Source organism: Variovorax sp. LjRoot290, assembly GCF_964253985.1.
Lineage (GTDB): Bacteria > Pseudomonadota > Gammaproteobacteria > Burkholderiales > Burkholderiaceae_C > Variovorax.
This window is the reverse complement of record NZ_CAXURW020000001.1, coordinates 4,486,621-4,508,519: the sequence shown is the minus strand read 5'-3', so window position 1 is coordinate 4,508,519 and position 21,899 is coordinate 4,486,621. Positions and strand designations below refer to the sequence as shown.

20 protein-coding genes are annotated in these 21,899 nt (G+C 69.1%); 8 read left to right on the top strand and 12 right to left on the bottom strand.

The window, feature by feature from the left end:
* Positions 1–3: 3 nt before the first annotated feature.
* Genes ACSQ9A_RS22440 through ACSQ9A_RS22430 form a run of 3 tightly spaced genes read left to right on the top strand, consistent with a single transcriptional unit; the run spans position 4 to position 2,941 of the window.
* Positions 4–384 (top strand): (2Fe-2S)-binding protein, encoded by a 381-nt coding sequence (locus tag ACSQ9A_RS22440; RefSeq protein WP_436305231.1) that lies wholly within the window; start codon positions 4–6, stop codon positions 382–384.
* Entirely contained in the window at positions 381–1,787 is a 1,407-nt protein-coding gene (locus ACSQ9A_RS22435) for an FAD-dependent oxidoreductase (protein ID WP_436305230.1), read from the top strand. The genes ACSQ9A_RS22440 and ACSQ9A_RS22435 overlap by 4 nt, the downstream gene beginning before the upstream one ends.
* Positions 1,784–2,941, top strand: coding sequence for an NAD(P)/FAD-dependent oxidoreductase (locus tag ACSQ9A_RS22430; RefSeq protein ID WP_436305229.1), 1,158 nt, complete (start codon positions 1,784–1,786; stop codon positions 2,939–2,941). Before ACSQ9A_RS22435 ends, ACSQ9A_RS22430 begins: the two co-directional genes overlap by 4 nt.
* A gap of 338 nt (positions 2,942–3,279) precedes the next feature.
* Here the strand turns inward: ACSQ9A_RS22430 and ACSQ9A_RS22425 are convergent, their stop codons facing one another.
* The 8 genes from ACSQ9A_RS22425 to ACSQ9A_RS22390 all read right to left on the bottom strand — a co-directional run bounded on the left by ACSQ9A_RS22425 (position 3,280) and on the right by ACSQ9A_RS22390 (position 11,699).
* Positions 3,280–3,633, bottom strand: a complete 354-nt coding sequence (locus tag ACSQ9A_RS22425) for a cupin domain-containing protein (protein ID WP_436305227.1) — start codon at positions 3,631–3,633, stop codon at positions 3,280–3,282.
* Positions 3,630–4,856, bottom strand: coding sequence for a M20 aminoacylase family protein (locus ACSQ9A_RS22420; protein WP_436305226.1), 1,227 nt, complete (start codon positions 4,854–4,856; stop codon positions 3,630–3,632). Before ACSQ9A_RS22420 ends, ACSQ9A_RS22425 begins: the two co-directional genes overlap by 4 nt.
* Positions 4,853–5,551 carry an HAD-IA family hydrolase gene (locus tag ACSQ9A_RS22415; protein WP_436293259.1) on the bottom strand — a complete coding sequence of 233 codons (699 nt, stop codon included), beginning with the start codon at positions 5,549–5,551 and terminating at the stop codon, positions 4,853–4,855. Before ACSQ9A_RS22415 ends, ACSQ9A_RS22420 begins: the two co-directional genes overlap by 4 nt.
* Before the next feature lie 177 nt (positions 5,552–5,728).
* Entirely contained in the window at positions 5,729–6,793 is a 1,065-nt protein-coding gene (locus ACSQ9A_RS22410) for a tartrate dehydrogenase (RefSeq protein WP_436305225.1), read from the bottom strand.
* Between the two features lie 23 nt (positions 6,794–6,816).
* Positions 6,817–7,617, bottom strand: coding sequence for a 4-hydroxy-2-oxoheptanedioate aldolase (gene hpaI, locus ACSQ9A_RS22405; RefSeq protein WP_093105511.1), 801 nt, complete (start codon positions 7,615–7,617; stop codon positions 6,817–6,819).
* A 15-nt stretch (positions 7,618–7,632) separates the two neighbouring features.
* A complete protein-coding gene (locus ACSQ9A_RS22400; protein WP_436305224.1) occupies positions 7,633–9,102 on the bottom strand; it encodes an NAD-dependent succinate-semialdehyde dehydrogenase in 1,470 nt (489 codons plus the stop codon).
* Between the two features lie 39 nt (positions 9,103–9,141).
* Positions 9,142–10,692 carry a UxaA family hydrolase gene (locus ACSQ9A_RS22395; protein WP_436305223.1) on the bottom strand — a complete coding sequence of 517 codons (1,551 nt, stop codon included), beginning with the start codon at positions 10,690–10,692 and terminating at the stop codon, positions 9,142–9,144.
* A gap of 23 nt (positions 10,693–10,715) precedes the next feature.
* Complete coding sequence (locus ACSQ9A_RS22390; protein ID WP_436305222.1) at positions 10,716–11,699, bottom strand: Bug family tripartite tricarboxylate transporter substrate binding protein; 984 nt, start codon at positions 11,697–11,699, stop codon at positions 10,716–10,718.
* A gap of 106 nt (positions 11,700–11,805) precedes the next feature.
* Here ACSQ9A_RS22390 and ACSQ9A_RS22385 point away from each other — a divergent pair, with 106 nt between their 5' ends.
* Positions 11,806–12,759, top strand: coding sequence for a LysR substrate-binding domain-containing protein (locus ACSQ9A_RS22385; RefSeq protein ID WP_436293262.1), 954 nt, complete (start codon positions 11,806–11,808; stop codon positions 12,757–12,759).
* 42 nt (positions 12,760–12,801) lie between these two features.
* Here the strand turns inward: ACSQ9A_RS22385 and ACSQ9A_RS22380 are convergent, their stop codons facing one another.
* Complete coding sequence (locus ACSQ9A_RS22380; protein ID WP_093105525.1) at positions 12,802–13,125, bottom strand: hypothetical protein; 324 nt, start codon at positions 13,123–13,125, stop codon at positions 12,802–12,804.
* Positions 13,126–13,334: 209 nt separating this feature from the next.
* Between ACSQ9A_RS22380 and ACSQ9A_RS22375 the strand changes: the two genes are divergently transcribed.
* Both ACSQ9A_RS22375 and ACSQ9A_RS22370 read left to right on the top strand, forming a co-directional pair.
* The gene (locus ACSQ9A_RS22375; RefSeq protein WP_436305221.1) at positions 13,335–13,940 is read left to right on the top strand and encodes a nuclear transport factor 2 family protein; all 606 of its coding nucleotides are present in this window, start codon (positions 13,335–13,337) and stop codon (positions 13,938–13,940) included.
* Between the two features lie 15 nt (positions 13,941–13,955).
* Positions 13,956–14,933 (top strand): Bug family tripartite tricarboxylate transporter substrate binding protein, encoded by a 978-nt coding sequence (locus ACSQ9A_RS22370; RefSeq protein ID WP_436305220.1) that lies wholly within the window; start codon positions 13,956–13,958, stop codon positions 14,931–14,933.
* A gap of 4 nt (positions 14,934–14,937) precedes the next feature.
* On the opposite strand, the gene ACSQ9A_RS22365 is transcribed toward ACSQ9A_RS22370, so the two are convergent.
* On the bottom strand, positions 14,938–15,954 hold the full coding sequence (locus tag ACSQ9A_RS22365; protein WP_436305219.1) for a 1-aminocyclopropane-1-carboxylate deaminase: 1,017 nt from the start codon (positions 15,952–15,954) through the stop codon (positions 14,938–14,940).
* A gap of 128 nt (positions 15,955–16,082) precedes the next feature.
* Between ACSQ9A_RS22365 and ACSQ9A_RS22360 the strand changes: the two genes are divergently transcribed.
* A complete protein-coding gene (locus ACSQ9A_RS22360) occupies positions 16,083–16,592 on the top strand; it encodes an Lrp/AsnC family transcriptional regulator (protein WP_436305218.1) in 510 nt (169 codons plus the stop codon).
* Here the strand turns inward: ACSQ9A_RS22360 and ACSQ9A_RS22355 are convergent.
* Positions 16,552–18,015 carry a methyl-accepting chemotaxis protein gene (locus tag ACSQ9A_RS22355; protein WP_436305217.1) on the bottom strand — a complete coding sequence of 488 codons (1,464 nt, stop codon included), beginning with the start codon at positions 18,013–18,015 and terminating at the stop codon, positions 16,552–16,554. The genes ACSQ9A_RS22360 and ACSQ9A_RS22355 overlap by 41 nt on opposite strands.
* 62 nt (positions 18,016–18,077) lie before the next feature.
* A complete protein-coding gene (locus tag ACSQ9A_RS22350) occupies positions 18,078–19,661 on the bottom strand; it encodes a phospholipase D family protein (RefSeq protein ID WP_436305216.1) in 1,584 nt (527 codons plus the stop codon).
* Positions 19,662–19,788: 127 nt separating this feature from the next.
* Here ACSQ9A_RS22350 and ACSQ9A_RS22345 point away from each other — a divergent pair, with 127 nt between their 5' ends.
* Complete coding sequence (locus ACSQ9A_RS22345) at positions 19,789–21,891, top strand: TonB-dependent siderophore receptor (RefSeq protein WP_436305215.1); 2,103 nt, start codon at positions 19,789–19,791, stop codon at positions 21,889–21,891.
* The last annotated feature ends 8 nt before the right edge of the window (positions 21,892–21,899 follow it).

Genomic DNA, 21,899 nt, shown 5'->3' with positions numbered 1-21,899 from the left:
TCCATGCCCGACACCCCGCCTCGCTTTTATCCGCCCGCCCGCTTCGTGCGGCTGGCCGAAACCGACAGACCCACGCTGATGCTGCAGATCGACGGCCAGCCGGCCACCGCGCTGGCCGGCGACACCCTGCTGGTGGCGCTGCTCGCCCACGGCCGGCGCGTGCGCGACAGCGAGTTCGGCGACGGGGCGCGGGCCGGCTTCTGCCTGATGGGCGCCTGCCAGGACTGCTGGGTGTGGACGCCGGCCGGCGAGCGCCTGCGCGCCTGCTCCACCCCCGTGACGGCGGGCATGTCGGTGTGCACGCGGCCGCCCGCGCAGCACTGGCCGGCGACGCCGGACCTGCTGCAATCCCTGCAGCGCCATGCCCCGGGGGCGGCAGCATGAGCCCTGCATCGCTCGCTCATCCCGCACGCATCGTCGTGGTCGGCGCCGGCCCCGCCGGCGTGCGCGCGGCGCAGGCCCTTGTGCAGGCCGGGCTGCGGCCCATCGTCATCGACGAAGGCCGGCGCGACGGCGGCCAGATCTACCGCCGCCAGCCCGAAGGCTTCAAGCGCCCCTACGCCAAGCTCTACGGCACCGAAGCCGAGAAGGCGCAGGCCTTGCATCGCGATTTCGATGCGCTGCGCGGACAAATCGACTACCGCAGCGATACGCTGGCCTGGAATGTGAGCGAAGGCGCGCTGCACGTGGTGCGCGAGGGCGAGCCGCAGACGCTGCCCTTCGATGCGCTGCTGGTGTGTTCCGGCGCCACCGACCGCCTGATGCCCGTGCCCGGCTGGCAGCGCGCCGGCTGCTACAGCCTGGGCGCCTCGCAGATCGCACTGAAGGCGCAGGCCTGCGCGATCGGCGCGCGCGTCGTCTTCCTCGGCAGCGGACCGCTGCTGTACCTGGTCGCGTCGCAGTACGTGCAGGCCGGTGCGCAGGTGGCGGCGGTGCTCGACACTGCGCCGGCCGCCAAGCCCTGGGGCGCCGTGGCCGGCCTCTTCGCGCGGCCACGGCTCGCGCTGCGCGGCCTCGCGCTGATCCGCGGCCTGCGCCGTGCCGGCGTGCCGGTGCTGCAGGGCGTGACGCCGCTTCGCATCGACGGCGACGATGACCTCGGCGTGCAGGCCGTGGCCGTGCGAGATGCCCAAGGACGCGAGCAGCGCTTCGAATGCGATGCGGTCGGTCTGGGCTGGCATCTGCGCGCCGAGACGCAACTGGCCGATCTCGCGCGCTGCGAGTTCGACTTCGAGCCGCTGAGCCGGCAGTGGCTGCCGCGCATCGATGCCGACGGACGCAGCAGCACGCCGGGCGTCTTCCTCGCCGGCGACGGCGCCCGCATCCTCGGGGCCGACGGCGCCGAGGCCGCCGGCCGGCTGGCCGCGCTGGCGGCGCTCGCCGACCTGAGTCACGCGCCGGGCCGCGTGCTGTACGACGCCGAGTCCGCCGCGCTGCGCCGCACGCTGGCGCAGATGGACCGCTTCCGCGAAGGCCTGGCGCGCGCCTTTCCCTGGCCGCACGCGCAGGCCGCGGCACTGCCCGACGATGCGGTGGTGTGCCGCTGCGAAGCCGTGACGGCCGGCGAACTGCGGCGTTGCGTCAACGAGATGGACAGCCGCGAAGTCAACCGCGCCAAGGCCTTCAGCCGCGTCGGCATGGGCCGCTGCCAGGGCCGCTTCTGCGGCCATGCGTCGGCCGAGATCGTGGCGCAGGCCTGCGGTATTCCTGTCGAGCAAGTGGGACGGCTGCGCACGCAGGCGCCGGTCAAGCCCCTGATGATGAATACGCGCGAGGTGCAGGCATGAGCCCGGGAACACATGACACCGACGTGCTGATACTGGGCGGCGGCCTGATGGGCACCACCGCCGCCTTCTTCCTGCGCCGCGAGCACGGCCTGTCGGTCACGCTGCTCGAGCGCGAGCTGGTGGGCCGCCAGGCCAGCGGCACCAACTTCGGCAATGTGCGGCGCCAGGGCCGCGCGCTGGCGCAGATGCCGCTGGCCAATCGCGCGCGCGCCGTCTGGGGCCGCGTGAAGGAACTGCTGGGCGAGGACCTGGAGTTCGTGCCCTACGGCCATCTGCGCGTCTGCTACACCGAGAAGCAGGCCGCGGTGCTGGAGCAGCATGCGAAGGACGTGAAGCCGCTGGGCCTCGACCTGGAGCTCTTCAGTGCCGGGCAGCTGCGCCGGCGCTGGGGCATCTTCGCGCCCGAGGTGGTGAGCGGTTCGCTCTCGCCGAACGATGGCCATGCCAACCCGCGTCTGGCCGGCCCGGCCTTCGCGCGCGCGGCCCGGCGCGCCGGCGCGAACATCGTCGAGCATGCCGAGGTGATGCACGTCGAGCGCGACGGCACCGGCTTCGTCGCGCACACGGCAGACGGCCGGCGCTTTCGCGCGCCGCAACTGCTGGTGGCCTGCGGTGCCTGGTCGAACCGCATGGCCGAGCAGTTCGGCGAAGCCGTGCCGATGGACGCGCGCGGCCCGCAGATGGGCGTGACGGAGCCGCTGCCCTATGCCATCGGCCCGTCGATCGGCGTCTCATCGCCCATCGAGCACGAAGGCCTGTACTTCCGCCAGATCGCGCGCGGCAACATCGTCTTCGGCGGCGGGCTCAAGGGGCCGGCCCATGCCGACCTGATCCGGGCCTACGTGAAACCGGACAACGTGCTGCGCCAGCTGCGCGAGCTGCGACGCCTGGTGCCGGCCTTCGAGCACGTGCAGCTGATCCGCGTGTGGAGCGGCATCGAGGGCTACACCGGCGACTGGCAGCCGGTGATCGGCCCCAGCGCCCGCGTGCCGGGCCTGCACTACGCCTTCGGCTTCAATGGCGAGGGTTTCGCGATCAGCCCGGGCGTGGGCGAGACGATGGCCGAGCTGATCGCGACCGGGCGCACTTCGACGCCGATCGAGAGCTTCTCGATCGGCAGGTTCGCTTCCGAGTTGGCGAAGCAGGTGGCCTGAAGCGGCTTGGCTGGAGCGTCCGGGTGCGGTGGTGAGCGGTGTGCCCTGTGCCGGCCGACGTCACCGGCCCTTCGGGCTTCCCTGCGCTGCTCGCGCCAGGCGGGGTCTCGCTCAAACTCGCTTCGCTCAAACAGCCGCGAGCCCTGATCCGCCTGCCGCTGCGCTGCTCGGCAGTGCCTCAACGGCCGGCACAGGGCATACCGCCCACCACCGTGGACACGCTGCTGCCTTGCTCCCTCTCCCTCCGGGAGAGGGCTGGGTTGGGGTCGCACGGCCCGTACCGCGTACCGGGCGTGCGTCCAGAGCCAAGATCCTATGCACTCCGGGCCTGGCGGGCCCTACATCGCCATCACGACAAACACCTTGCGCAGGGTCTCATGCACATGCCATTCGCCAGTGGTGTGCTGCGGAAAGAACAGCGTGTCACCCGCGCGGATCTGAAGCGGCTCGCCGCCGGTCGGCGTGAAGGTGCAGGCGCCCGCGAGGATGTGCATGACCTCGGCGTTGGGCAGCTGGCGTTCGAAGCGGCCGGGTTCGCATTCCCAGATGCCGCTGTTGTTGCCGCCGGCGCCTGCCAGCTCGACGTCGATGCCGCGCAGGCGGCATGGCGGCTCGCTCAGCGGGCGCGCGGGCGCGCCCTGGTCTTGCAGGCCGCCGATGGTGGCCGATTGGTGCAGAACGGTGATGCTCATGAGGATGAAGAGGAAAGAGGAGGAGGGGATGCGGGTTCGGCTGCCGGGGCAAGGGCGCGCTCGGCCACCTCGCAGAACCAGCGCACGCCCAGCGGCAGCGCATCGTCGTTGAAGTCGTAGCAGGGGTGGTGCAGCGCGCGATCGCCCTCCGGGCCCGGATCGGCGCGGCCCTGGCCCAGCCACAGGTAGGCGCCGGGCCGGCGCTTCAGCATGAAGGCGAAGTCCTCCGAGGTGAAGGCCGCGCGCGGCGCCGTGTCGGCTTGCAGGCCGATGGCGTTGGCCGCGGCGAGCGCGAGGGCGGCCTCGTCGCTGGTATTGACCGTGGCCGGGTAGTAGCGCACGTAGTTGACTTCGGCCTGGGTGCCGCTGGCCAGCGCCACACCGTCGACGGTGGCGCGCAGCGCCGCCTCGATGCGGTCCTGCGATGCGGCGTCGAAGCTGCGCACGGTGCCGGTGATCGACACCTCCGCGGGCAGCACGTTGTGGCTGTGGCCGCCTTCGATGCGTGTCACCGACAGCACCGCCGATTCGCCGGGGTCGATGCGGCGCGAGACGATGGTGTGCAACTGGGCGACGAGCTGGCTCGCGGCGAGGATCGCGTCGGGCGTGTGATGCGGCTGCGCCGCATGGCCGCCGCGGCCGCGCAGCACGATGTCGAAGCGGTCGGCCGCGGCCATGATCGGGCCGGCCCGCGTCTGCGCGTGGCCCAGCGGCAGGTCGGGCCAGTTGTGCAGCGCATAGACGCTGTCGCAGGGGAAGCGCTCGAACAGGCCGTCATCGATCATCGCGCGCGCACCGCCCTTGCCCTCTTCGGCCGGCTGGAAGATGAAGTGCACCGTGCCGTCGAAGCGGCGCGAGCGCGCCAGCTGGCGCGCGGCGCCGATCAGCATGCTGGTGTGGCCGTCGTGCCCGCAGCCGTGGTGCACGCCCGGCGTGCGGCTGGCGTGGGCGGCGCGCCCGAGCTCGACCATCGGCAGCGCGTCCATGTCGGCGCGCAGGCCCACGCTGCGCACGCCGCTGCCGCAGCGCAGCGTGCCGACCACGCCGGTGCCTCCGACCCCTTCATGCACTTCGAGGCCGAGGAGCCGCAAGGCCGCAGCCACCACGCCGGCCGTGCGCCTTTCCTCGAACGCGAGTTCCGGATGCGCATGCAGGTCGCGCCGCAGCGCGACCAGTTCTGGCAGCAGGTCGGCGACCGGCGCGGCGATCGCCTGCAGCGTCAACGCCCGGCCTCGACGGCATCGGCCAGCTCGGCCAGCGTGTGGAAGTGGTAGTCGGGCTGGGTGTGCTTGGACTCGAGCGTGCCGCCCGAACCCTTCTGCCCATGGCGCCGTTCGATCCAGCAGGTGGTGATGCCCAGCTGCTTGGAGATGCCGATGTCGTGGTACTGGCTTTGCGCCACGTGCAGGTTGTCCGCCTGCTTGTAACCCCAGGCGCCTTCGAAGCGGCCGCGGGCGTAGGCGAAGTAGCGTGCATCGGGCTTCTCGCACAACGCGTCGTCGCAGCTCAGCAGCATGTCGAAGGGAGAGCCCAGCGTCTTGTCGAAATGGGCCAGCGCCCACTGCTGCGCGTTGGTCATGGTCACCAGCTTGAAGCGCTTGCCGAGCCGCTTCAGTGCTTCCACCGAATCGGGGAACGCCGGCCACTGCGCCACCGAATCGCGCAGGCCCTGCGCGAGCGCGTCGGTGTCGGGCAGGCCGAGTTTCGGCGCGATGGCGTGCCAGCAGCGCTCCAGATCGTCGGGGTACCAGCCGGCCTTGCCGTCGGCGCGCGCATAGCGGTAGGCGGCGAGGAAGTCCTCGTCCGTCACGCGGGCCTCGGGCACGGCAGAGCGCAGGTAGGCGAGCATGCCGCCCTCGAAATCGATCAGCGTGCCGACGACGTCGAAGGTGAGCACCTTGAAATCTTGCAGGGACATGGTGAAAGCTCCAGTGATGACGGCAATGCCGGTTGCCATGAGCATAGGGGCCGCTTTCTGCATGGCCGAACCGAACTGGGTCTGCGCCGCGGCACAGGATTTCGTTGTCCGCGCCTTGCCGGCATCTTCTTCTGCCGCGTGCGACCCGCCGACGCCGGCAGGCCGCGACGAGGGCCTTCAGATCAGCGCGCTGATCGCCTCACCCATCTCGATCGTCGTCGCCTTGCCGCCCAAGTCGCCCGTGCGCGGGCCCGCCGCCAGCACTTGCTCGATGGCTCGCACGATCGCATCGTGCGCTTCGCGATGTCCGAGGAAATCGAGCATCAGCGCGCCCGACCAGATCATCGCCACCGGGTTGGCAATGCCCTTGCCGTAGATGTCGGGCGCAGACCCGTGAACCGGCTCGAACAACGAAGGAAACTTGCGGTCCGGATTGAGATTGGCCGACGGCGCCAGGCCGATCGTGCCGGTGCAGGCCGGTCCCAGGTCGGACAGGATGTCGCCGAACAGGTTGCTGGCCACCACCACGTCGAAGCGCTGCGGCTGCAGCACGAAGCGCGCCGACAGGATGTCGATATGCTGCTTGTCCACCTTCACTTCGGGATAGCCGCTGCCGACCGCGTCCGCGCGACCGTCCCACCACGGCATGCTGATCGCGATGCCGTTGCTCTTGGTCGCCACCGTGAGCTGCTTGCGCGGCCGGGACTGCGCGAGGTCGAACGCGTACTTCAGCACCCGGTCGGCGCCGAAGCGGCTGAACACCGATTCCTGCACGACCACTTCGCGCTCCGTTCCCTCGAACATCACGCCACCGAGATTGGTGTATTCGCCCTCGGTGTTCTCGCGCACGATGTAGAAGTCGATGTCGCCGGGCTTGCGGCCGGCCAGCGGCCCGGGCACCCCTTCGAACAGACGCACCGGCCGCAGGTTCACGTACTGGTCGAACTCGCGCCGGAACTTCAGCAACGAGCCCCACAGCGAAATGTGATCCGGCACCGTGTCCGGCCAGCCGACCGCGCCGAAGTAGACGGCGTCCATGCCTTCGAGCCGGGACTTCCAGTCGTCGGGCATCATCTGCCCGGTCTTGACGTAGTAGTCGCAACTGGCCCAGTCGATGTGCGTCACGGCCAGTTCGATGCCGAAGCGGCGCGCGGCCTTCTCGAGGGCGCGCAGGCCCTCGGGCATTACTTCCTTGCCGATACCGTCGCCCGGAATGGCGGCGATGCGAAGCGTCTTGCTCATGGTGTCTGCCTTCTTGTCGATGTTCAGTACGCGGATGCGCCGGCGGCGCTCATGGCGCTCTCGGTGCCGAGGCCGAACTCGCCGGCCAGGCGACGCGCGGCCTGTGCGAGCAGCGTGACGTCGATGCCGACCGCCACGAAGGTGGCACCGAGCTCGAGGTACTTGCGTGCCAGCGCGAGGTCCGCGGTCAGCGTGCCGGCCGCCTTGCCGCTCGCGACGATGGTGCGGATGGCGCGGTCGATGGCGGCCTGGACCTCGGGATGCCCCGGTGCGCCGCGGTGGCCCATCGACGCCGCCAGGTCGGCGGGGCCGATGAACACGCCGTGCACCCCGTCGACGGCGCAGATCTCTTCGAGGTTGTCGAGGGCGGTGACGGTCTCGGCCTGCAGCAGCAGGCAGACCTCGTCGTTGGCAGCGCCCAGGTAGTCGCGCCGGGCACCCCAGCGCGAGGCCCGCGCCACGGCAGCGCCGACGCCGCGCACGCCCTCCGGCGGATAGCGGGTGGCCGCCACCAGCGCGCGCGCCTGTGCAGCCGTGTCGACCATGGGCACCAGCAGGTTCTGCACCCCGATGTCGAGCAACTGCTTGATCAGCGCGGTGTCGCCGCTGACGGCGCGCACGACCGGCTGGCCGGGATAGGCCGCGACCGCCTGCAGCTGCGCCAGGGTGCTGCGCACATCGTTGGGTGCATGCTCGCCGTCGATCAGCAGCCACTGGAAGCCGGCGGTTGCGCAGACTTCCGCGCTGTAGGGCTGCGCCATCGACAGCCAGAGACCGATCTGCGGCTGTTTGGCGAGCAGTGCGTGCTTGAAGGAATTATTCATGACCGTTGCTTCCATTCAGTCCAGCCCGCCCTGGCACACGTACTTGGTGTGCAGGTAGTCGTCCAGGCCGTGGACCGAGCCCTCGCGGCCATAGCCCGACTCCTTCACGCCGCCGAAGGGCGCGGCCTCGGCGGCCAATGCGCCTTCGTTGATGCCGACGATGCCCGACTCCAGCGCATCGGCCACGCGCCAGATGCGACGCAGGTCTTGCGAGTAGAAGTACGCGGCCAATCCGAACGGCGTGTCGTTGGCCTGCGCGATCACGTCCGCCTCGGTGTCGAAGCGCGTGATCGGTGCCACGGGCCCGAAGGTTTCCTCGCAGGCGCAGGCCATCGTCGCGTCGACGTCGACGAGCACCGTGGGCGCGTAGTAGTGGGGTCCCAGCGCCGCCAGGCGCTCGCCGCCGGCGAGCACGCGCGCGCCCCGGGCGACGGCGTCGCGGACATGGCGCTCGATCTTCTCGACCGCGCGGACATTGATCATCGGGCCGATCTGCGAGGCGGCATCGGTGGCGGGCCCGACCTTGAGCGCCGCGACGCGCGCGCCGAGCTTGTCGGCGAAGGCGTCGTGCACGCTGCTGTGCACGAACACGCGGTTGGGGCACACGCAGGTCTGTCCGCCGTTGCGGAACTTGGCGGCCATCAGCCCTTCGACCGCAGCATCGAGGTCGGCATCCTCGAACACGATGAAGGGCGCGTTGCCGCCCAGCTCCAGGGACAGCTTCTTCAGCGTGTCGGCCGAACGACGGGCGAGGTGCTTGCCCACCGGCGTGGAGCCGGTGAAGGTGATCTTGCGCACGCGCGGGTCGTCCAGCCAGACGTCCACCACCTCGGGCGTGCGTTCGCGCGAGGCGGTGACGATGTTGAGCACGCCGGGCGGCACGCCGGCCTGTTCGGCCAGCGCAACCAGCGCCAGCGAGGTCAGCGGCGTGTCCTCGGCCGGCTTGCAGACCACGGTGCAGCCGGCGGCCAGCGCCGGGGCGATCTTGCGCGCGATCATCGCGGCGGGAAAATTCCACGGCGTGATCGCAGCGACCACGCCCACCGGCTCCCTGAGCGCGAACATGCGGCGCCCCGGCAGCGGGGCGGGAATGACGTCGCCGTTGGCGCGCACGGCCTCTTCGGCGAACCACTCGATGTAGCTGGCGGCGTAGGCGATCTCGCCCTTTCCCTCCGCCAGCGGCTTGCCCTGCTCGCGCGAGACCAGGCGCCCCAGGTCGTCCTGGTTCGCCATCACGAGGTCGTTCCAGCGCTTGATGATCTGCGAGCGCTGCTTGGCGGGAACCTTGCGCCAGGCGGCGAACGCGCTGTGCGCGGCGTCGACGGCGGCGCGCGCCTCATCGGCGCCGCTGTCCGGCACCTGGGCGATCCGTCCTCCGGTGGCGGGATCCGTCACGTCGAGCGTGCGGCCGGTGGCGGCGCGCCACTCGCCGGCAATGTAATTGGCGCTGCGCAGCAGGCCGGGTTGGGAAAGCGTCAGGGGCATGGTTCCGGGAATCGGTGGGTTCGGCTAACGAAGGAAGGCTCAGCTCACGATGCCCATGTGCCAGGGCACGAACTCGTGATCGCCCAGGCCCAGCAACTCGCTCTTGGTCGGTTCACCCGAAGCGGCGCGCAGGATGTGCTGGAAGATGCGCTCGCCCATCTGCTGCACGTCGAGTTCGCCGTCCAGGATCAGGCCGCAGTTGATGTCCATGTCGTCCTCGAGACGGGTGAACATGGCCGTGTTGCTCGCGAGCTTGATGGTCGGCGACGGCTTGGAGCCGAACATCGAGCCGCGGCCGGTCGTGAAGCAGATCAGGTTTGCGCCGCTGGCGATCTGGCCGGTCGAGGCGACCGGGTCGTAGCCGGGCGAGTCCATGAACACGAAGCCGGACTTGTCGATAGTCTCGGCATATTCGTACACCGCCTGCAGCGGCGTGGTGCCGCCCTTCATCGCAGACCCGAGGGACTTCTCGAAGATGTTGGCCAGCCCGCCGGCCTGGTTGCCGGGGCCCACAACGCCATTGAACTGCCCGTTGTGGCCGCGTGTGTACTCCTCCCACCAGGCGAGGCGGTCGAGCAGTTTCTGCCCCACTGCCGGGCTCACGGCGCGGCGCGTGAGCATGAACTCCACGCCATGGATTTCCGGGGTCTCCGAGAGGATGGCGGTGCCGCCGTGGCGCACCAGGATGTCCATCGCCGCGCCCAGCGCCGGATTGGCGGTGATGCCGGAGAAGCCGTCCGAGCCGCCGCATTCCAGGCCGATCTTCAGGTGCGCCGCGCTGACCGGCTGGCGCTTCACGTCGTTCGCGGCGGGCAGCATGGACTCGATGGCCGCAATGCCCGCGGCGATGGTGGCGCGGGTGCCGCCGGTGTCCTGCATCACGAAGGTTCGCACATGCGGGCCGGGCACGAGACCCTGCGATGCCACGAGGTCGGCGACCTGGTTGCGTTCGCAGCCGAGGCCGACGATCAGCACGCCGGCGAGGTTCGGATGGCGCGCATAGCCGGCAATGGTCCGGCGCAGCACGTCGAAGTGCTCGCTCGGCGACGACATGCCGCAGCCGCTGGTCTGCGCGAAGGCCACCACGCCGTCGACATTCGGGTACGGCGCCAGGCGCTCCGGCGTGAAGTGGGCGGCGATCTGCTTGATGACGGTGGCCGAGCAATTGACCGACGAGATCAGGCCGACGAAGTTGCGCGTGGCGACGCTGCCGTCCGGGCGCACGATGCCCATGAACGTGGCGCGCTCGGCCTCCGGGACGTAGTCGACGGGGCGCACGTCCTCGCAGAAGCCCGGGTCGCAGTCGAAGTCGACCAGCTCGAGGTTGTGCGTGTGCACGTGCTCGCCGGGCTCGATGTCGCGCATGGCTGCGCCGATGACGGTGTCGTACTTCCTGACCTTCTCGCCGGCGGCGATCCGGCTCGCCGCGATTTTGTGGCCGGCAGGCACCTGCGCGCGCACGCGCAGGCCCAGCTCCGGCAATGCCTGGCCCAGCGCGATGGGGGCGCGGGCGATCAGCACGTTGTCGTTCTCGTGCAGCCGGATGAGCGGCGAAGGGGCGGCGACGGCAGCGGTGGCAACAGCGGTCATGCAGATCTCCTGGCGGGTTCGCCTCAGTTCTTGCTCATCAGCTCCTTGAGCTTGAGCCTCTCGATGAGCAACTTTTCCTTGGCCACGCTGGCGCTCACGTATTTCTCGTAGTCCGGCGCGTCGAGGTACATGAGCGGCGCGTCGATCCTGGCGCAGGCGGCGGCGAATTCCGGACTCGCGACGGCGACCTTGAAGGCCGCGCGCAGCCGGGCGGCGACGTCCGCGGGCAGGCCCTTCGGCGCGCCGATGCCGTTGGGTGCATCCACCACGACGTTGTAGCCGGCCTCTTTCAAAGTGGGCGCGTCCTTGAACTCCGTCGTGCGCTGCTCGCCCCACGTGGCCAGGAGGCGCAGCTTGCCCGACTTGACATGGGGCGCCCAGGAGCTGGAATCGGCCAGCACATCGACGTGGCCGCCCATCAGCGCCTGCAGCGCCTCCGCACCGCCCTTGAAGGGAATGGCGTTGAACTTCACGCCGGCGGCGATGGCGAACTCCTCCATGCCGACATGCGTCGCGCCGCCCAGGCCGGCGGTGCCGTAGGTGATCTTGTCGGGGTTGGCCTTGGCGTCGGCCACCAGGTCCTTGAGCGTCTTCCAGGGCGCTTCGGCACGCACCGCGATGCCGAAGGTCTGGCCCGAAACGCGCGCGATGTAGCTGAGGTCCTTGAGGGGATCGACCTGCACCATGCCGAGCTGCGAAAAGCGCGTCACCGAGATCGGGATCTGGCCGATCGTGTAGCCGTCGGGCTTGGCGCTCGCCAGCGCCTTCAGGCCGATCATCCCGGAGGCGCCGGCCTTGTTGTCCACCACGACCGACTGCCCGAGCTCCCTGGCCGCGGCGGTGCACAGCGCGCGCATGGTCACGTCCGCAGTGCCGCCGGCGGGCCAGGGGCAGATGAAGGTGACGGGACGATCGGGGTAGCCGGCCGCGACAGCGTGCGTGGCGGCGAATGGAAGCATGGCGGCGCCGAGGCTGCCCAGCATGAACTGGCGGCGATTGGATCGCATTGTCTTGTCTCCTGATTGCATCGTGGGAAGCGCCGATTGTTCAGGGTCTCATCATTACAATCCAATGAAGTTACCGACTCTCTTCTTTCCTATTGGGTTATGAACGATGCCTGCCATCGATCGCGTGCTTCGCTCCAACCTGAAGCTGCGGCATCTGCAGTTGCTGGTGTCGCTCGACGAGTTCCGCCATCTCGGCCGTGCGGCCGAATTCCTGTCGGTCACTCAGCCGGCGGTATCGAAGACGCTGGCGGAGATCGAACGCATGTTCGACCTCGAACTCTTCGTGCGTTCGACACGCGGGACGGAACCGACCGCCTACGGATCGGCCGTGGTGCGATTCGCGCGGTCGGTGCTGGCCGACTACGGCCGCACGCGCGACGAGATCGCTGCCGTGGCGAGCGGCGCGGCAGGCCGGACCAGCGTCGGCGCCATGGTGGTCGCCACGCCCTCCTTGCTGATGCGTGCCGTCGCGTTGCTGAAGGAGCGTTCGACACAGACCACCGTCATGATCGAGGAGGGAGATCTCACCCGCCTGCTGCCGCGCTTGCGCGTCGGCGAGCTGGATCTCTTCGTCGGGCGGCTCGAGCCGGGGTATGCGGCGCCGGACCTGAAAACCGAAGCCTTGTACGCCGAGCCCATGTGCGTCGTGGTGCGGCCCGACCATGAACTGGCGTCCGCCGCCAGGCCGACCTGGCGCCAGCTTGTCCAACTGCCGTGGGTGGTGCCTCCGCCCTGGGCGTCGTCGCGCATGAAGCTCGAGCAGATGTTCTACAAGCATCGCCTGGTGCCGCCTGTGGACATCGTCGAGACGGCATCCTTTCTCGTGACGCTCAGCTGCATCCGGGAGCGATCCGCGGCCGGCTTTCTTGCGCTCGGCGTGGCGCGGCATTTCGAAGGCGAGGGCCTCGTCAAGGCGCTCAGGCTGCCGGTCCCGATCGAGCTGCCGCCGGTTGGCATGATCACGATGCACGGGCGCAACCCGACGCCGGCTACCGAGCAACTGATGCGATGCCTGCGGGCCGCCGCGGCCGAGCGCATGTCGACCGAAGCTGCCCTGTAGCGGCCTGTCAGCGCTTCTTCCCGTCGAGCGCCTGCATCGACTTCATCGAGGAGCGGCGAGCAGATCGCCCCCCAGGGCGGAGGCGGCCGAAACGGGATAAGGGCCTTTGCGCCGCACTGCCCGGACGAACTCCATGGCCTGCACCTGCTGCGCGCTGTACTCGGCCGCGGGGCCGGCCGGGAAATGCTTCGGATCCTTGTCCATGGCGATCAGCAGCAGATCGTCCGTCGTCAATGGATCCGAGCCTTGGGCGCGGTCCGCCAGGCCGACCTCGAGCGCGAAGGCCCATTCCGCCGGCGCCGCTGGATCCTTGCGCAGCATGCGCGCCGCGAGCTTCGCGGCGTTGGGACTCAGCCGGGCGATCATTGCAAAACATTCATCCAGATGCACGCAGACCTCCAAAGTTGGCCGGGGGATGCTGCCAGCGCCAGCGAAATTGGCTGTAGGCGGCTTGCGTTATCCGGCGTCGGCCTTGCACGCGCCACGGCTGTGCAGGCCCGGAAAACTGATTTCCGCTCGCGTCCTTGCGCCGGCCGGCCGCCTTGCGCAAACTCCGGCGCCACCAAGGAGACGACATGGACGAGACACTGCAGCAGGAACTCCTGATCCGCCGGCTGGTCGAGCGCTGGGCGGTCTGGCGCGACGCCGGCGACTGGGAGCGCTTCGCCACCGTGTGGCATCCCGAGGGCGTGATGATGGCCACCTGGTTCCAGGGCCCGTTCCGCGAGTTCATCCGCGTCACGCAGGAGGGTTGGGCCAAGGGCGTGAGCATCCTGCACTTCCTGGGCGGCTCGGCCATCGAGGTGGCGGGCGAGCGCGCCATCGCGCAGACCAAGATGACCATCTCGCAGCGCGGCATGGTCGAGGGCGTGCTCTGCGACGTGGTGTGCACCGGCCGCTTCTACGACTTCATCGTCAAGCATGACGGCGAATGGAGGCTGCTGCATCGGCAGCCGATCTACGAGAAGGACCGTATCGATCCCGTCGACTCGGCCGCAACCGTCGAGCTCGATGCCGAAGCGCTGGCGAAGTTTCCCGAGGGCTATCGCCATCTCGCCTACATCCAGACCCGCATCGGTTACACGGTCAAGCTCGACATGCCGATGCTGAAGGGCGAGGCGGTCGAGGCGCTGTACCGCCGCGGCACCGCGTGGCTGGCCGGCGGTGCGCTCGAGCGCTGAGCCCGGCAGCGCGCCATGGACCATTGCCTCACCCGCCGCGCGGCGCTCGGCGCCGCGCTGGCCTTCACCGCATGCGCTGCCATCGCGCAGGGCGGCTACCCCGACCATCCGCTGCGCATCGTCGTGCCCCAGCCGGCAGGCGGCGGCTTCGACTTCGTCGCCCGCACGCTGGCCGACCGCCTGGGCAAGCAACTGGGCCAGCCGGTGGTGGTCGAGAACCGGCCGGGCTCGGGCACGGTCGTCGGCACCGACCTGGTCGCCAAGGCGTCGGCCGACGGCTACACGCTGCTGCTGGGCTCGGTATCGAACCTGGCCTTGAACATGGGCATGTATCGCAACCTGCCCTATGACAGCCTGCGCGACTTCGAGCCGCTGGGCCTGGCCGTGGCCTACAGCTACACGCTGATGGCGCGCAAGGACCTGCCGCAAGCCACGCTGAAGGAAGTGATCGGCTACGCCAAGGCCAACCCGAAGAAGCTCAACTACGCATCGGCCGGCAACGGCTCGGGCCAGCACGTGATTGCCGCGGCGCTGTGGCATGCGGCGGGCGTGGAGCTGACCCACGTGCCCTACCGCGGCGCACAGGCGGCCTACCAGGACCTGATCGGCGGCCGCGTCGATCTGTTCTTCGATCTCTCGTCGACCGCGCGCACCCAGATCGATGCCGGCACGGTGCGCGCGCTCGCGGTTTCCGGTGCGGCGCGCATCCCGACGCAGCCGGACATCCCGACCATCGCGCAGACCGGCGCGGCGCCGCTGGAACTGGAATCGTGGTTCGGCCTGTTCGCGCCGGCGAAGACGCCGCCCGCCATTCTGGAGCGCTTGCGAGCCGAACTCGCACGCGTGATCGCGATGCCGGAGGTGACCGAGACCTTCCGCAAGGCCGGCGGCAAGCCGCTCGCGCTTTCGGTCGCCGACACGCGTGCGCTGGTGCAGAAGGACGTGGAGCGCTGGAGCCGGACCGTGCGCGAGCTCGACATCCGGCCCGAGTGAGCGCTCAGCCGTTGCGGAACAGGAAGCTGTAGGCATTGAGCGCCGGCACGCCGCCCAGGTGGGCATAGAGCACCTTCGAGCCCGGTGCGAACTCTCCACGGCGCACCCTGTCGATCATTCCGTGCATCGACTTGCCCTCGTACACCGGGTCGGTCAGCATGCCTTCCTGCCGCGCGCAGAGACGGATGGCTTCCAGCGTGCCTTCGTTGGGAAGCCCGTATTCGGGGCCGCCGTAGCGCGTGTCGAGAATCACGTCCTGTTCGGTGATGTCGCGGCCCAGCCCGACGAGCTCGGCGGTGCTGCGCGCGATGCGCAGGATCTGCGCCCGCGTCTGCTCGGGCTTGGCCGATGCGTCGATGCCGATGACGCGGTCGGCGCGGCCGTCGGCCGCGAAGCCGACCACCATGCCGGCCTGCGTGCTGCCGGTGACCGAGCAGACCACGATGTAGTCGAACTTGAAGCCCAGTTCGGCCTCCTGTGCGCGCACCTCTTCGGCGAAGCCGACGAAGCCCAGCCCGCCGAAAGGATGCTCGGAGCAGCCGGCCGGAATCGGGAAGGGCTTGCCGCCGGCCTTGCGCACATCGTCCATGGCCTGCTCCCAGCTCGGGCGGATGCCGATGTCGAAGCCGGCCGCGTCCAGGCGCACATCGGCACCGAGGATGCGCGACATCTCGATGTTGCCCACGCGGTCGTAGACGGCATCCGAATAGTTGACCCAGTTCTCCTGCACCAGCACGCACTTGAGCCCCAGGTGCGCGGCCACGGCGGCGACCTGGCGCGTCTGGTTCGACTGGATGCCGCCGATGGACACCAGCGTGTCGCAGCCCTGGGCCAGCGCCTCGGGAATCAGGTACTCGAGCTTGCGCGTCTTGTTGCCGCCGAAGGCCAGGCCGCTGTTGCAGTCCTCGCGCTTGGCATAGAGATCGACCCTGCCGCCCAGGTGTGCGCTCAGGCGCTTGAGCGGGTGGATCGGCGTGGGGCCGAAGGTCAGCGGATAACGGGGGTAGCGGCTCAGGTTCATGGCGATGCTCCTTGGGTGCGGCGATGGGGCCATCGTAGGAAGAAGTGCGGTTCACAGGGTTGTGAAAACTTGGCTTTCAACGCACCATGAGCATCCTGCTGATCAGTTCGTCAGCGTTTCATTTCACGATGGCCAGAAATCAAGCAACAAAAGTTCGTAGCGCGCCGGAAGCGGCGTCTCTGCTCGATCGCACCGACAAATCGATTCTTCGGGCACTGCAGCGCGATGCCTCGATCTCCAACGTGGCGCTGGCCGCCAAGGTCCATCTGAGCCCGCCGGCCTGCCTGCGCCGCGTCGAGCGTCTGAAGCGCTCGGGAATGATCGGCGCCACGGTCGCGCTCCTGAATCCGCAGGCGCTCGGCGCCGGCATGCTGGTGATGATCGGCGTGGTGCTCGACCGCTCGACGCCCGAATCCTTCAGCGACTTCGAGAAGGCCGCGGTGAAGATCTCCGGCTGCATGGAGTGCCACGTCGTGACCGGCGAGTTCGACTACTTCATGCTGGTGCGCACCGCCGACAGCGAGAGCTTCAACCGGCTGCACGCCGAGCAGCTGCTCTACCTGCCAGGCGTGCGGCAGATCCGGTCCTTCATTGTGATCAAGCAGGTGCTGTCGACGACGCAGATCCCGCTGGCCTGAGCATGAACACCTTCACCACTTCGGCCAGCCCCGTCGCCTGCTCGCGCAGCGACCGCGAGGCTGCGGCCGATTGCTCGACCAGGCTGGAGTTCTGCTGCGTCATCTGGTCGAGCTGGGAGATGGCCTGGGTCACCTGGCCGATGCTGTCGCTTTGCTCGGCCGTGGAGGCATTGAGCTCGGCCATCAGGCCCGTCACGCGTTCCACGGCGGCGACGATCTCGGCCATCGTGCGTCCCGCATCCTCGACCAGCTGAGCGCCCGAGGCCACGCGCAGCACCGAGTCGCCGATCAGGCCCTTGATCTCGCGCGCGGCCTGCGCGCTGCGCTGCGCGAGGTTGCGCACCTCCGCCGCCACCACCGCGAAGCCGCGGCCCTGTTCGCCCGCGCGCGCCGCCTCGACCGCGGCATTGAGCGCGAGGATGTTGGTCTGGAAGGCGATGCCGTCAATCACGCCGATGATGTCGCCGATCTTCTTCGACGCGGCCGTGATCTCGTCCATGTTGGCGACCACCTGGCCCACCACCGCGCCGCCGCGCGTGGCGGCCTGCGCGGCCGAGCCCACGAGCGCGTGGGCCTGGCGCACGGCATCGGCGTTCTGCTGCACGGTCTCGGTGAGCTGGTGCATCGAGGCCGAGGTCTGCTGCAGGCTGGAGGCGGTGGACTCGGTTCGCTTCGACAAATCCTGCTGCCCGCTTGCGATCTCGAGCGCGGCCGTGCCGATGGTGCTCGACGCATGGTCCACATGGCCGATCGCGCCGGCGATGCGTTGCAGCGCCGATTGCAGCAGGCGCGCGGCCGGCGAACGCGCTTCGATGTTCACGCCGTCGAGCGCGAGGCGTTCGCCCTGTTCCAGCCGACTGACCAGCTGGTGCAGCTCGTGCCCCTGGACCGCATCGCGGCGCATGCGCTCGCCGATCAGGATCTCGAAGCCGGTCTGCACCACCACGTAGCCGGCGTGCAGCAGCACGATCGCGAAGTCCGGCTCGGTCGTGCAGTAGACCGGAAAGCCCAGCGCCTGCAGGCGGTCGAAGGCCACGTGGTGCACGGCGATCGCGCCGGCGCCGATGACCAGCGGCTTCCAGTCGCGGTAGAGGAGGAGAAAGGCCAGCGTGACGAAGACGCCGAAGTGGTATTCGACGCGCCCCATGCCGAGCTGGATCTGCAGCGCCACGGTGGCCATCAGCAGTACCGGGAACGTGCAGCGCGCCAACAGGGTGCCGCGCGCGAGCGCATGGAGCGCGAGGCCGACCGCCATGAGCAGGCCAGCGGCGCCCAGCGCCGGTCCGAAGCTCCCCTGGACGAAACCGAGGCCTGCGGCCATCAGGCACCCCAGGGTCAGCGCGCCCATCATCCACGAGTCGGCCTGTCGTCTCAGGCTGGCCAGGTCCAGCGAGGCCGAGGCCCCGGCGAGCGATGTATTCATCTTCGATCTCCGCAGTTGGTGGAGGGAGTACGGATGAATATCGGCAGGAGAAGGGGCTTTGTTTAGAGCTGGTCGGTCGGTACAAACCACGAGAACAGCAGCAACTGCAGCCGCGTCAGCATGCTCGAGTCGGGCTCGTCGTCGAGCACCTCGTTGGTCTCGTCTCCGGTGCCCACCCATTGCACGCTCTGGCCGTCGGGCTTGAGGACCACGCGGTAGACGCCCTCGATGTCGTCCAGCAGGTAGGCATAGAGCAGCGCCTGCGTGAGCTCGAAGCTGTGCACGCGCACGCCGAACTCGGTGTTGAGCCGCTCGGAGCGCGGATCGAGGTTCATCGAGCCGAGCAGCACCCACTCGCGGTCGATCAGGGCCAGCTTGGCATGCAGGCGGCCGCGGGCCTGGCGCAGCAGGCGGCGGATCTGCGTGTTGCGCTTCAACTGCTGCGTGCTGACCTCGAGCAGTTCCACGCCGGTCTGAAGCAGCGCGACGCGAAAGCGGTTGTAGTTGACGTTGACCAGCGGTTCGTCGCTGTCGGCCAGCGAGTTGGTGATGATGGTGATGCGCAGGCCGCGCGCGCGGGCGGCGCGGATCCGCTCCATGCCCTCGTCGCCGGGGATGAAGTAGGGCGAGATCACCAGCACTTGCGACTTGGCAGTCGCCATCGTGGCGTACCAGCGGCGCGCCAGCGTCTCCATGCCGGGCGGCCGGGTGCCGAGCGCCTTGTTCGGGCTGTCGGCCAGGGCTTGGGCCTCGGCGCGCATCCAGAGCAGCTCGCCGCGCGCGAGCTGCTCGGCGAGGCGCGGCTCGCTGAGGATGTCGCTCTCCGGCGGCGCATCGGGCCAGGGCGCATGGGCCTCCGAGGTGGCGAGGTCGAACTCGGCCACCAGTTGTTCGGTCGGGTCGGCCGCGCGCACCATGCGCTGCAAGGGGTAGACCACGTCGCTGTTCCAGTAGTCGTCGAAGATGCGCGCGGACTGCGGCACCACCGGGCCGGCCATCAGCAGCTCGAAGTCGATGAAGTTCGCGCCTTCGCTGCGCAGGAAGTACTCGTCTGCGAGGTTGCGCCCGCCCGCGATCGCGATGGCGCCGTCCGCGATGAAGAGCTTGTTGTGCATGCGGTGGTTGAGCCGCTTGAAGTCGGTGAAGAAATCCAGCCAGCGCGTGGCCGTGTGCTCGCGCCCGTTCACGAAAGGGTTGAACAGGCGCACCTCGGCCTTCGGCTCGGCGGCCAGCGCCAGCAGCAGGCGGTCGAGTCCGCCCGTATAGAAGTCGTCGAGCAAGAGGCGCACCCGCACGCCGCGCCGCGCGGCATCGCGCAGCTCGCGCAGGATCAGGAGGCCGGTCTTGTCCTTGCCGAGCTGGTAGGACTGCACGTCCAGCGAAGCCTGCGCGCGGCGGATCAGTTCGAGCCTGGCGTCCAGCGCGAAGCTGGCCTGCGGCAAGGGCCGCACGGCCGACAGCTCATCGGGCTGGGTGTTGAAGGGGGCGACGATGCGGCCGAGCTCGGTCTGCGCGGAGACGGGTATCGCCAGCTCGGGCGGCTGGGGCTCCCGCGGCGGCAGGCCGGCACAGCCCGCCGCAAGACATGCCAGGCCCATGGCGGCACGCCGCAGCAACGGAAGAAGACGGGCGAAAAGGTCTGGCATGGCGCGGGACGGATGGTAGTCGCGCGACCCTGCCTCGAAGGAGCGGCCTGTCTGCGGGATTGTTGAGTTTTCATTTAATTCACCAATAGAATGCGAATCACTCTTAACAAGATTTCGGGATGAGGGCTTGAACTCCAGTTTTTCCGCGCGGCGCAAGGCCGCATCGCTCCTGGCCGGATGCCTGGCCGTGTCTGCGCAATCGCAGGTTTTTGCCCAAGCGGGCAGCGGCGCCGTTCTGCCGGAGGTGCGGGTCGACGCCAGCGCCGAAACCGAATCCGCCACCAGTCCGGTGATCGGCTATCGCGCGAAGAACGCCGCCACGGCGACCAAGACCGACACGCCGCTTTCCGAAACGCCGCAGGCGGTGACGGTGATCACGCGCGACCAGATCGTGGACCAGGGCGCGACCAACCTGCAGGATGCGCTGGGCTACGCGGCCGGCGTGCGTTCCGACGCCTACGGCCTCGACGCGCGCACCGATTCTTTTCGCGTTCGCGGCGCGTATCCCGACGTCTACCTCGACGGCCTGCGCCAGGCCTACGGCTACTACACCAGCACCACGCGCACCGAGCCCTACACGCTCGAGCGCCTCGAGGTGCTGCGCGGGCCCTCGGGCATGCTGTTCGGATCCGGTACCGCGGCCGGCATCGTCAACATGGTGAGCAAGCGACCCTTGCTCGAAACCCAGCGCGAAGTGGGCATCCAGTACGGCAGCTGGAACCGAAAGCAGATCCAGGCCGACCTGACCGGGCCGCTGACCGAGGACGGCCAGTGGTCCTACCGGCTGATCGCGGTGCAGCGCAAGGCCGACACGCAGGTCGATTTCGTGCCCGACGACCGCAGCCTGATCGCGCCCTCGCTGACCTGGCGCCCGAGCGCGGCGACCTCGCTCACGCTGCAGGGCCTCTACCAGAAGGACAAGAGCGGCTCGAGCTCGCAATTCTTCCCGTGGGAAGGCACGATCCTCCCGAACCCGAACGGGCGCCTGCCGACCAGCCGCTTCATCGGCGAGCCGGGCGACTACTACAACAGCGAGCGCAAGACCTTCGGCTGGCTGTTCGAGCACAAGTTCAACGAGAACTTCACTTTCCGCCAGAACTTCCGCCACGCGCAAAACGAGAACGACAACAGCTACCACTGGGGCGACTTCTTCACCATCACCGGCGGCTGGGGCGCCGATCCGGTCGGCAAGAGGCGCCTGTCGCGCTCGCTCGACAGCTCGCTCACGCGCAATCGCATCGACACGCTGGACAACCATCTCGAGAGCCACTTCGACACCGGCGCGCTCAAGCACACGCTGCTGGTCGGCGCCGACTACCAGCGCCATCGCGAGAACGTGTGGGGCGGGATCTCCACCAGCGAGATCGACGCCTATGCCCCGGTCTACGGCAATCGGCTGGAACCGGAACGCGCGGCGCGGCCGCGCACCACGCAGCGCGCCACCGGCGTCTACCTGCAGGACCAGATCAAGCTGGGCAACTGGAACTTCATCGCCGGCCTGCGGCACGACCGCGTCGTCGCCGGCGCCGAGGGCAGCGAGGATTCGAGGGACAGCGCCACCAGCAAGCGCTTCGGCGTGCTGTATGCCTTCCCGTCGGGCTGGTCGCCGTACGTGAGCTATGCCGAGTCCTTCACGCCGCAGTCGCCGCGTGACGGTCAGGTGTTCAAGCCGCTGCGCGGCGAGCAGTGGGAAGTCGGCGTCAAGTACGAGCCCGCGGGCCGCAGCCTCGCCTTCAATGCCGCGGTCTACGATCTGCGCGAGAAGAACCAGATCGCCCAACCGCTGCCCAACGTCTACGCGCAGATCGGCCAGACCAAGACGCGCGGCGTCGAGCTCGAGGCCAAGGGCTCGATCACGCCGAACCTGGATGTCACGGCGCACTACAACTACACCGACCTCGACCCGCAGCTCGAAGGCCTGCCACGCCACCAGGCGGCGCTCTGGGCCAAGTACCGCTTCGCCATCGCTGGCACGCCGGGCTTTTCGGCCGGCGCGGGCGTGCGCTACATGGGCGCCTTCCGCGACGTCTCCTTCGGCGGCTACGGCCCGCGCATCCCCAGCGTCGCGCTGCTGGACCTCGTGTTCGCCTACGAGACCGCGAAGTGGCGCTATGCGCTGAACATCAACAACGCGACGGACAAGGAGTACTTCAGCACCTGCCTCGCGCGCGGCGACTGCTGGTGGGGTACGCGCCGCAACGTGGTGGCCAGCGCCACCTACCGCTTCTGAACCCCTGA

Excerpts from the sequence above, each read along its gene's own strand:
- ACSQ9A_RS22365 (WP_436305219.1), bottom strand. The coding sequence starts at position 15,954 with ATGAACCTGAGCCGCTACCCCCGTTATCCGCTGACCTTCGGCCCCACG.
- ACSQ9A_RS22410 (WP_436305225.1), bottom strand. The coding sequence starts at position 6,793 with ATGAGCAAGACGCTTCGCATCGCCGCCATTCCGGGCGACGGTATCGGC.
- ACSQ9A_RS22440 (WP_436305231.1), top strand. The coding sequence starts at position 4 with ATGCCCGACACCCCGCCTCGCTTTTATCCGCCCGCCCGCTTCGTGCGG.
- ACSQ9A_RS22380 (WP_093105525.1), bottom strand. The coding sequence starts at position 13,125 with ATGATCGCCCGGCTGAGTCCCAACGCCGCGAAGCTCGCGGCGCGCATG.
- ACSQ9A_RS22415 (WP_436293259.1), bottom strand. The coding sequence starts at position 5,551 with ATGTCCCTGCAAGATTTCAAGGTGCTCACCTTCGACGTCGTCGGCACG.
- ACSQ9A_RS22370 (WP_436305220.1), top strand. The coding sequence starts at position 13,956 with ATGGACCATTGCCTCACCCGCCGCGCGGCGCTCGGCGCCGCGCTGGCC.
- ACSQ9A_RS22375 (WP_436305221.1), top strand. The coding sequence starts at position 13,335 with ATGGACGAGACACTGCAGCAGGAACTCCTGATCCGCCGGCTGGTCGAG.
- ACSQ9A_RS22430 (WP_436305229.1), top strand. The coding sequence starts at position 1,784 with ATGAGCCCGGGAACACATGACACCGACGTGCTGATACTGGGCGGCGGC.
- ACSQ9A_RS22360 (WP_436305218.1), top strand. The coding sequence starts at position 16,083 with ATGGCCAGAAATCAAGCAACAAAAGTTCGTAGCGCGCCGGAAGCGGCG.
- ACSQ9A_RS22435 (WP_436305230.1), top strand. The coding sequence starts at position 381 with ATGAGCCCTGCATCGCTCGCTCATCCCGCACGCATCGTCGTGGTCGGC.
- ACSQ9A_RS22350 (WP_436305216.1), bottom strand. The coding sequence starts at position 19,661 with ATGCCAGACCTTTTCGCCCGTCTTCTTCCGTTGCTGCGGCGTGCCGCC.
- hpaI (WP_093105511.1), bottom strand. The coding sequence starts at position 7,617 with ATGAATAATTCCTTCAAGCACGCACTGCTCGCCAAACAGCCGCAGATC.
- ACSQ9A_RS22400 (WP_436305224.1), bottom strand. The coding sequence starts at position 9,102 with ATGCCCCTGACGCTTTCCCAACCCGGCCTGCTGCGCAGCGCCAATTAC.
- ACSQ9A_RS22395 (WP_436305223.1), bottom strand. The coding sequence starts at position 10,692 with ATGACCGCTGTTGCCACCGCTGCCGTCGCCGCCCCTTCGCCGCTCATC.
- ACSQ9A_RS22355 (WP_436305217.1), bottom strand. The coding sequence starts at position 18,015 with ATGAATACATCGCTCGCCGGGGCCTCGGCCTCGCTGGACCTGGCCAGC.
- ACSQ9A_RS22385 (WP_436293262.1), top strand. The coding sequence starts at position 11,806 with ATGCCTGCCATCGATCGCGTGCTTCGCTCCAACCTGAAGCTGCGGCAT.
- ACSQ9A_RS22390 (WP_436305222.1), bottom strand. The coding sequence starts at position 11,699 with ATGCGATCCAATCGCCGCCAGTTCATGCTGGGCAGCCTCGGCGCCGCC.
- ACSQ9A_RS22425 (WP_436305227.1), bottom strand. The coding sequence starts at position 3,633 with ATGAGCATCACCGTTCTGCACCAATCGGCCACCATCGGCGGCCTGCAA.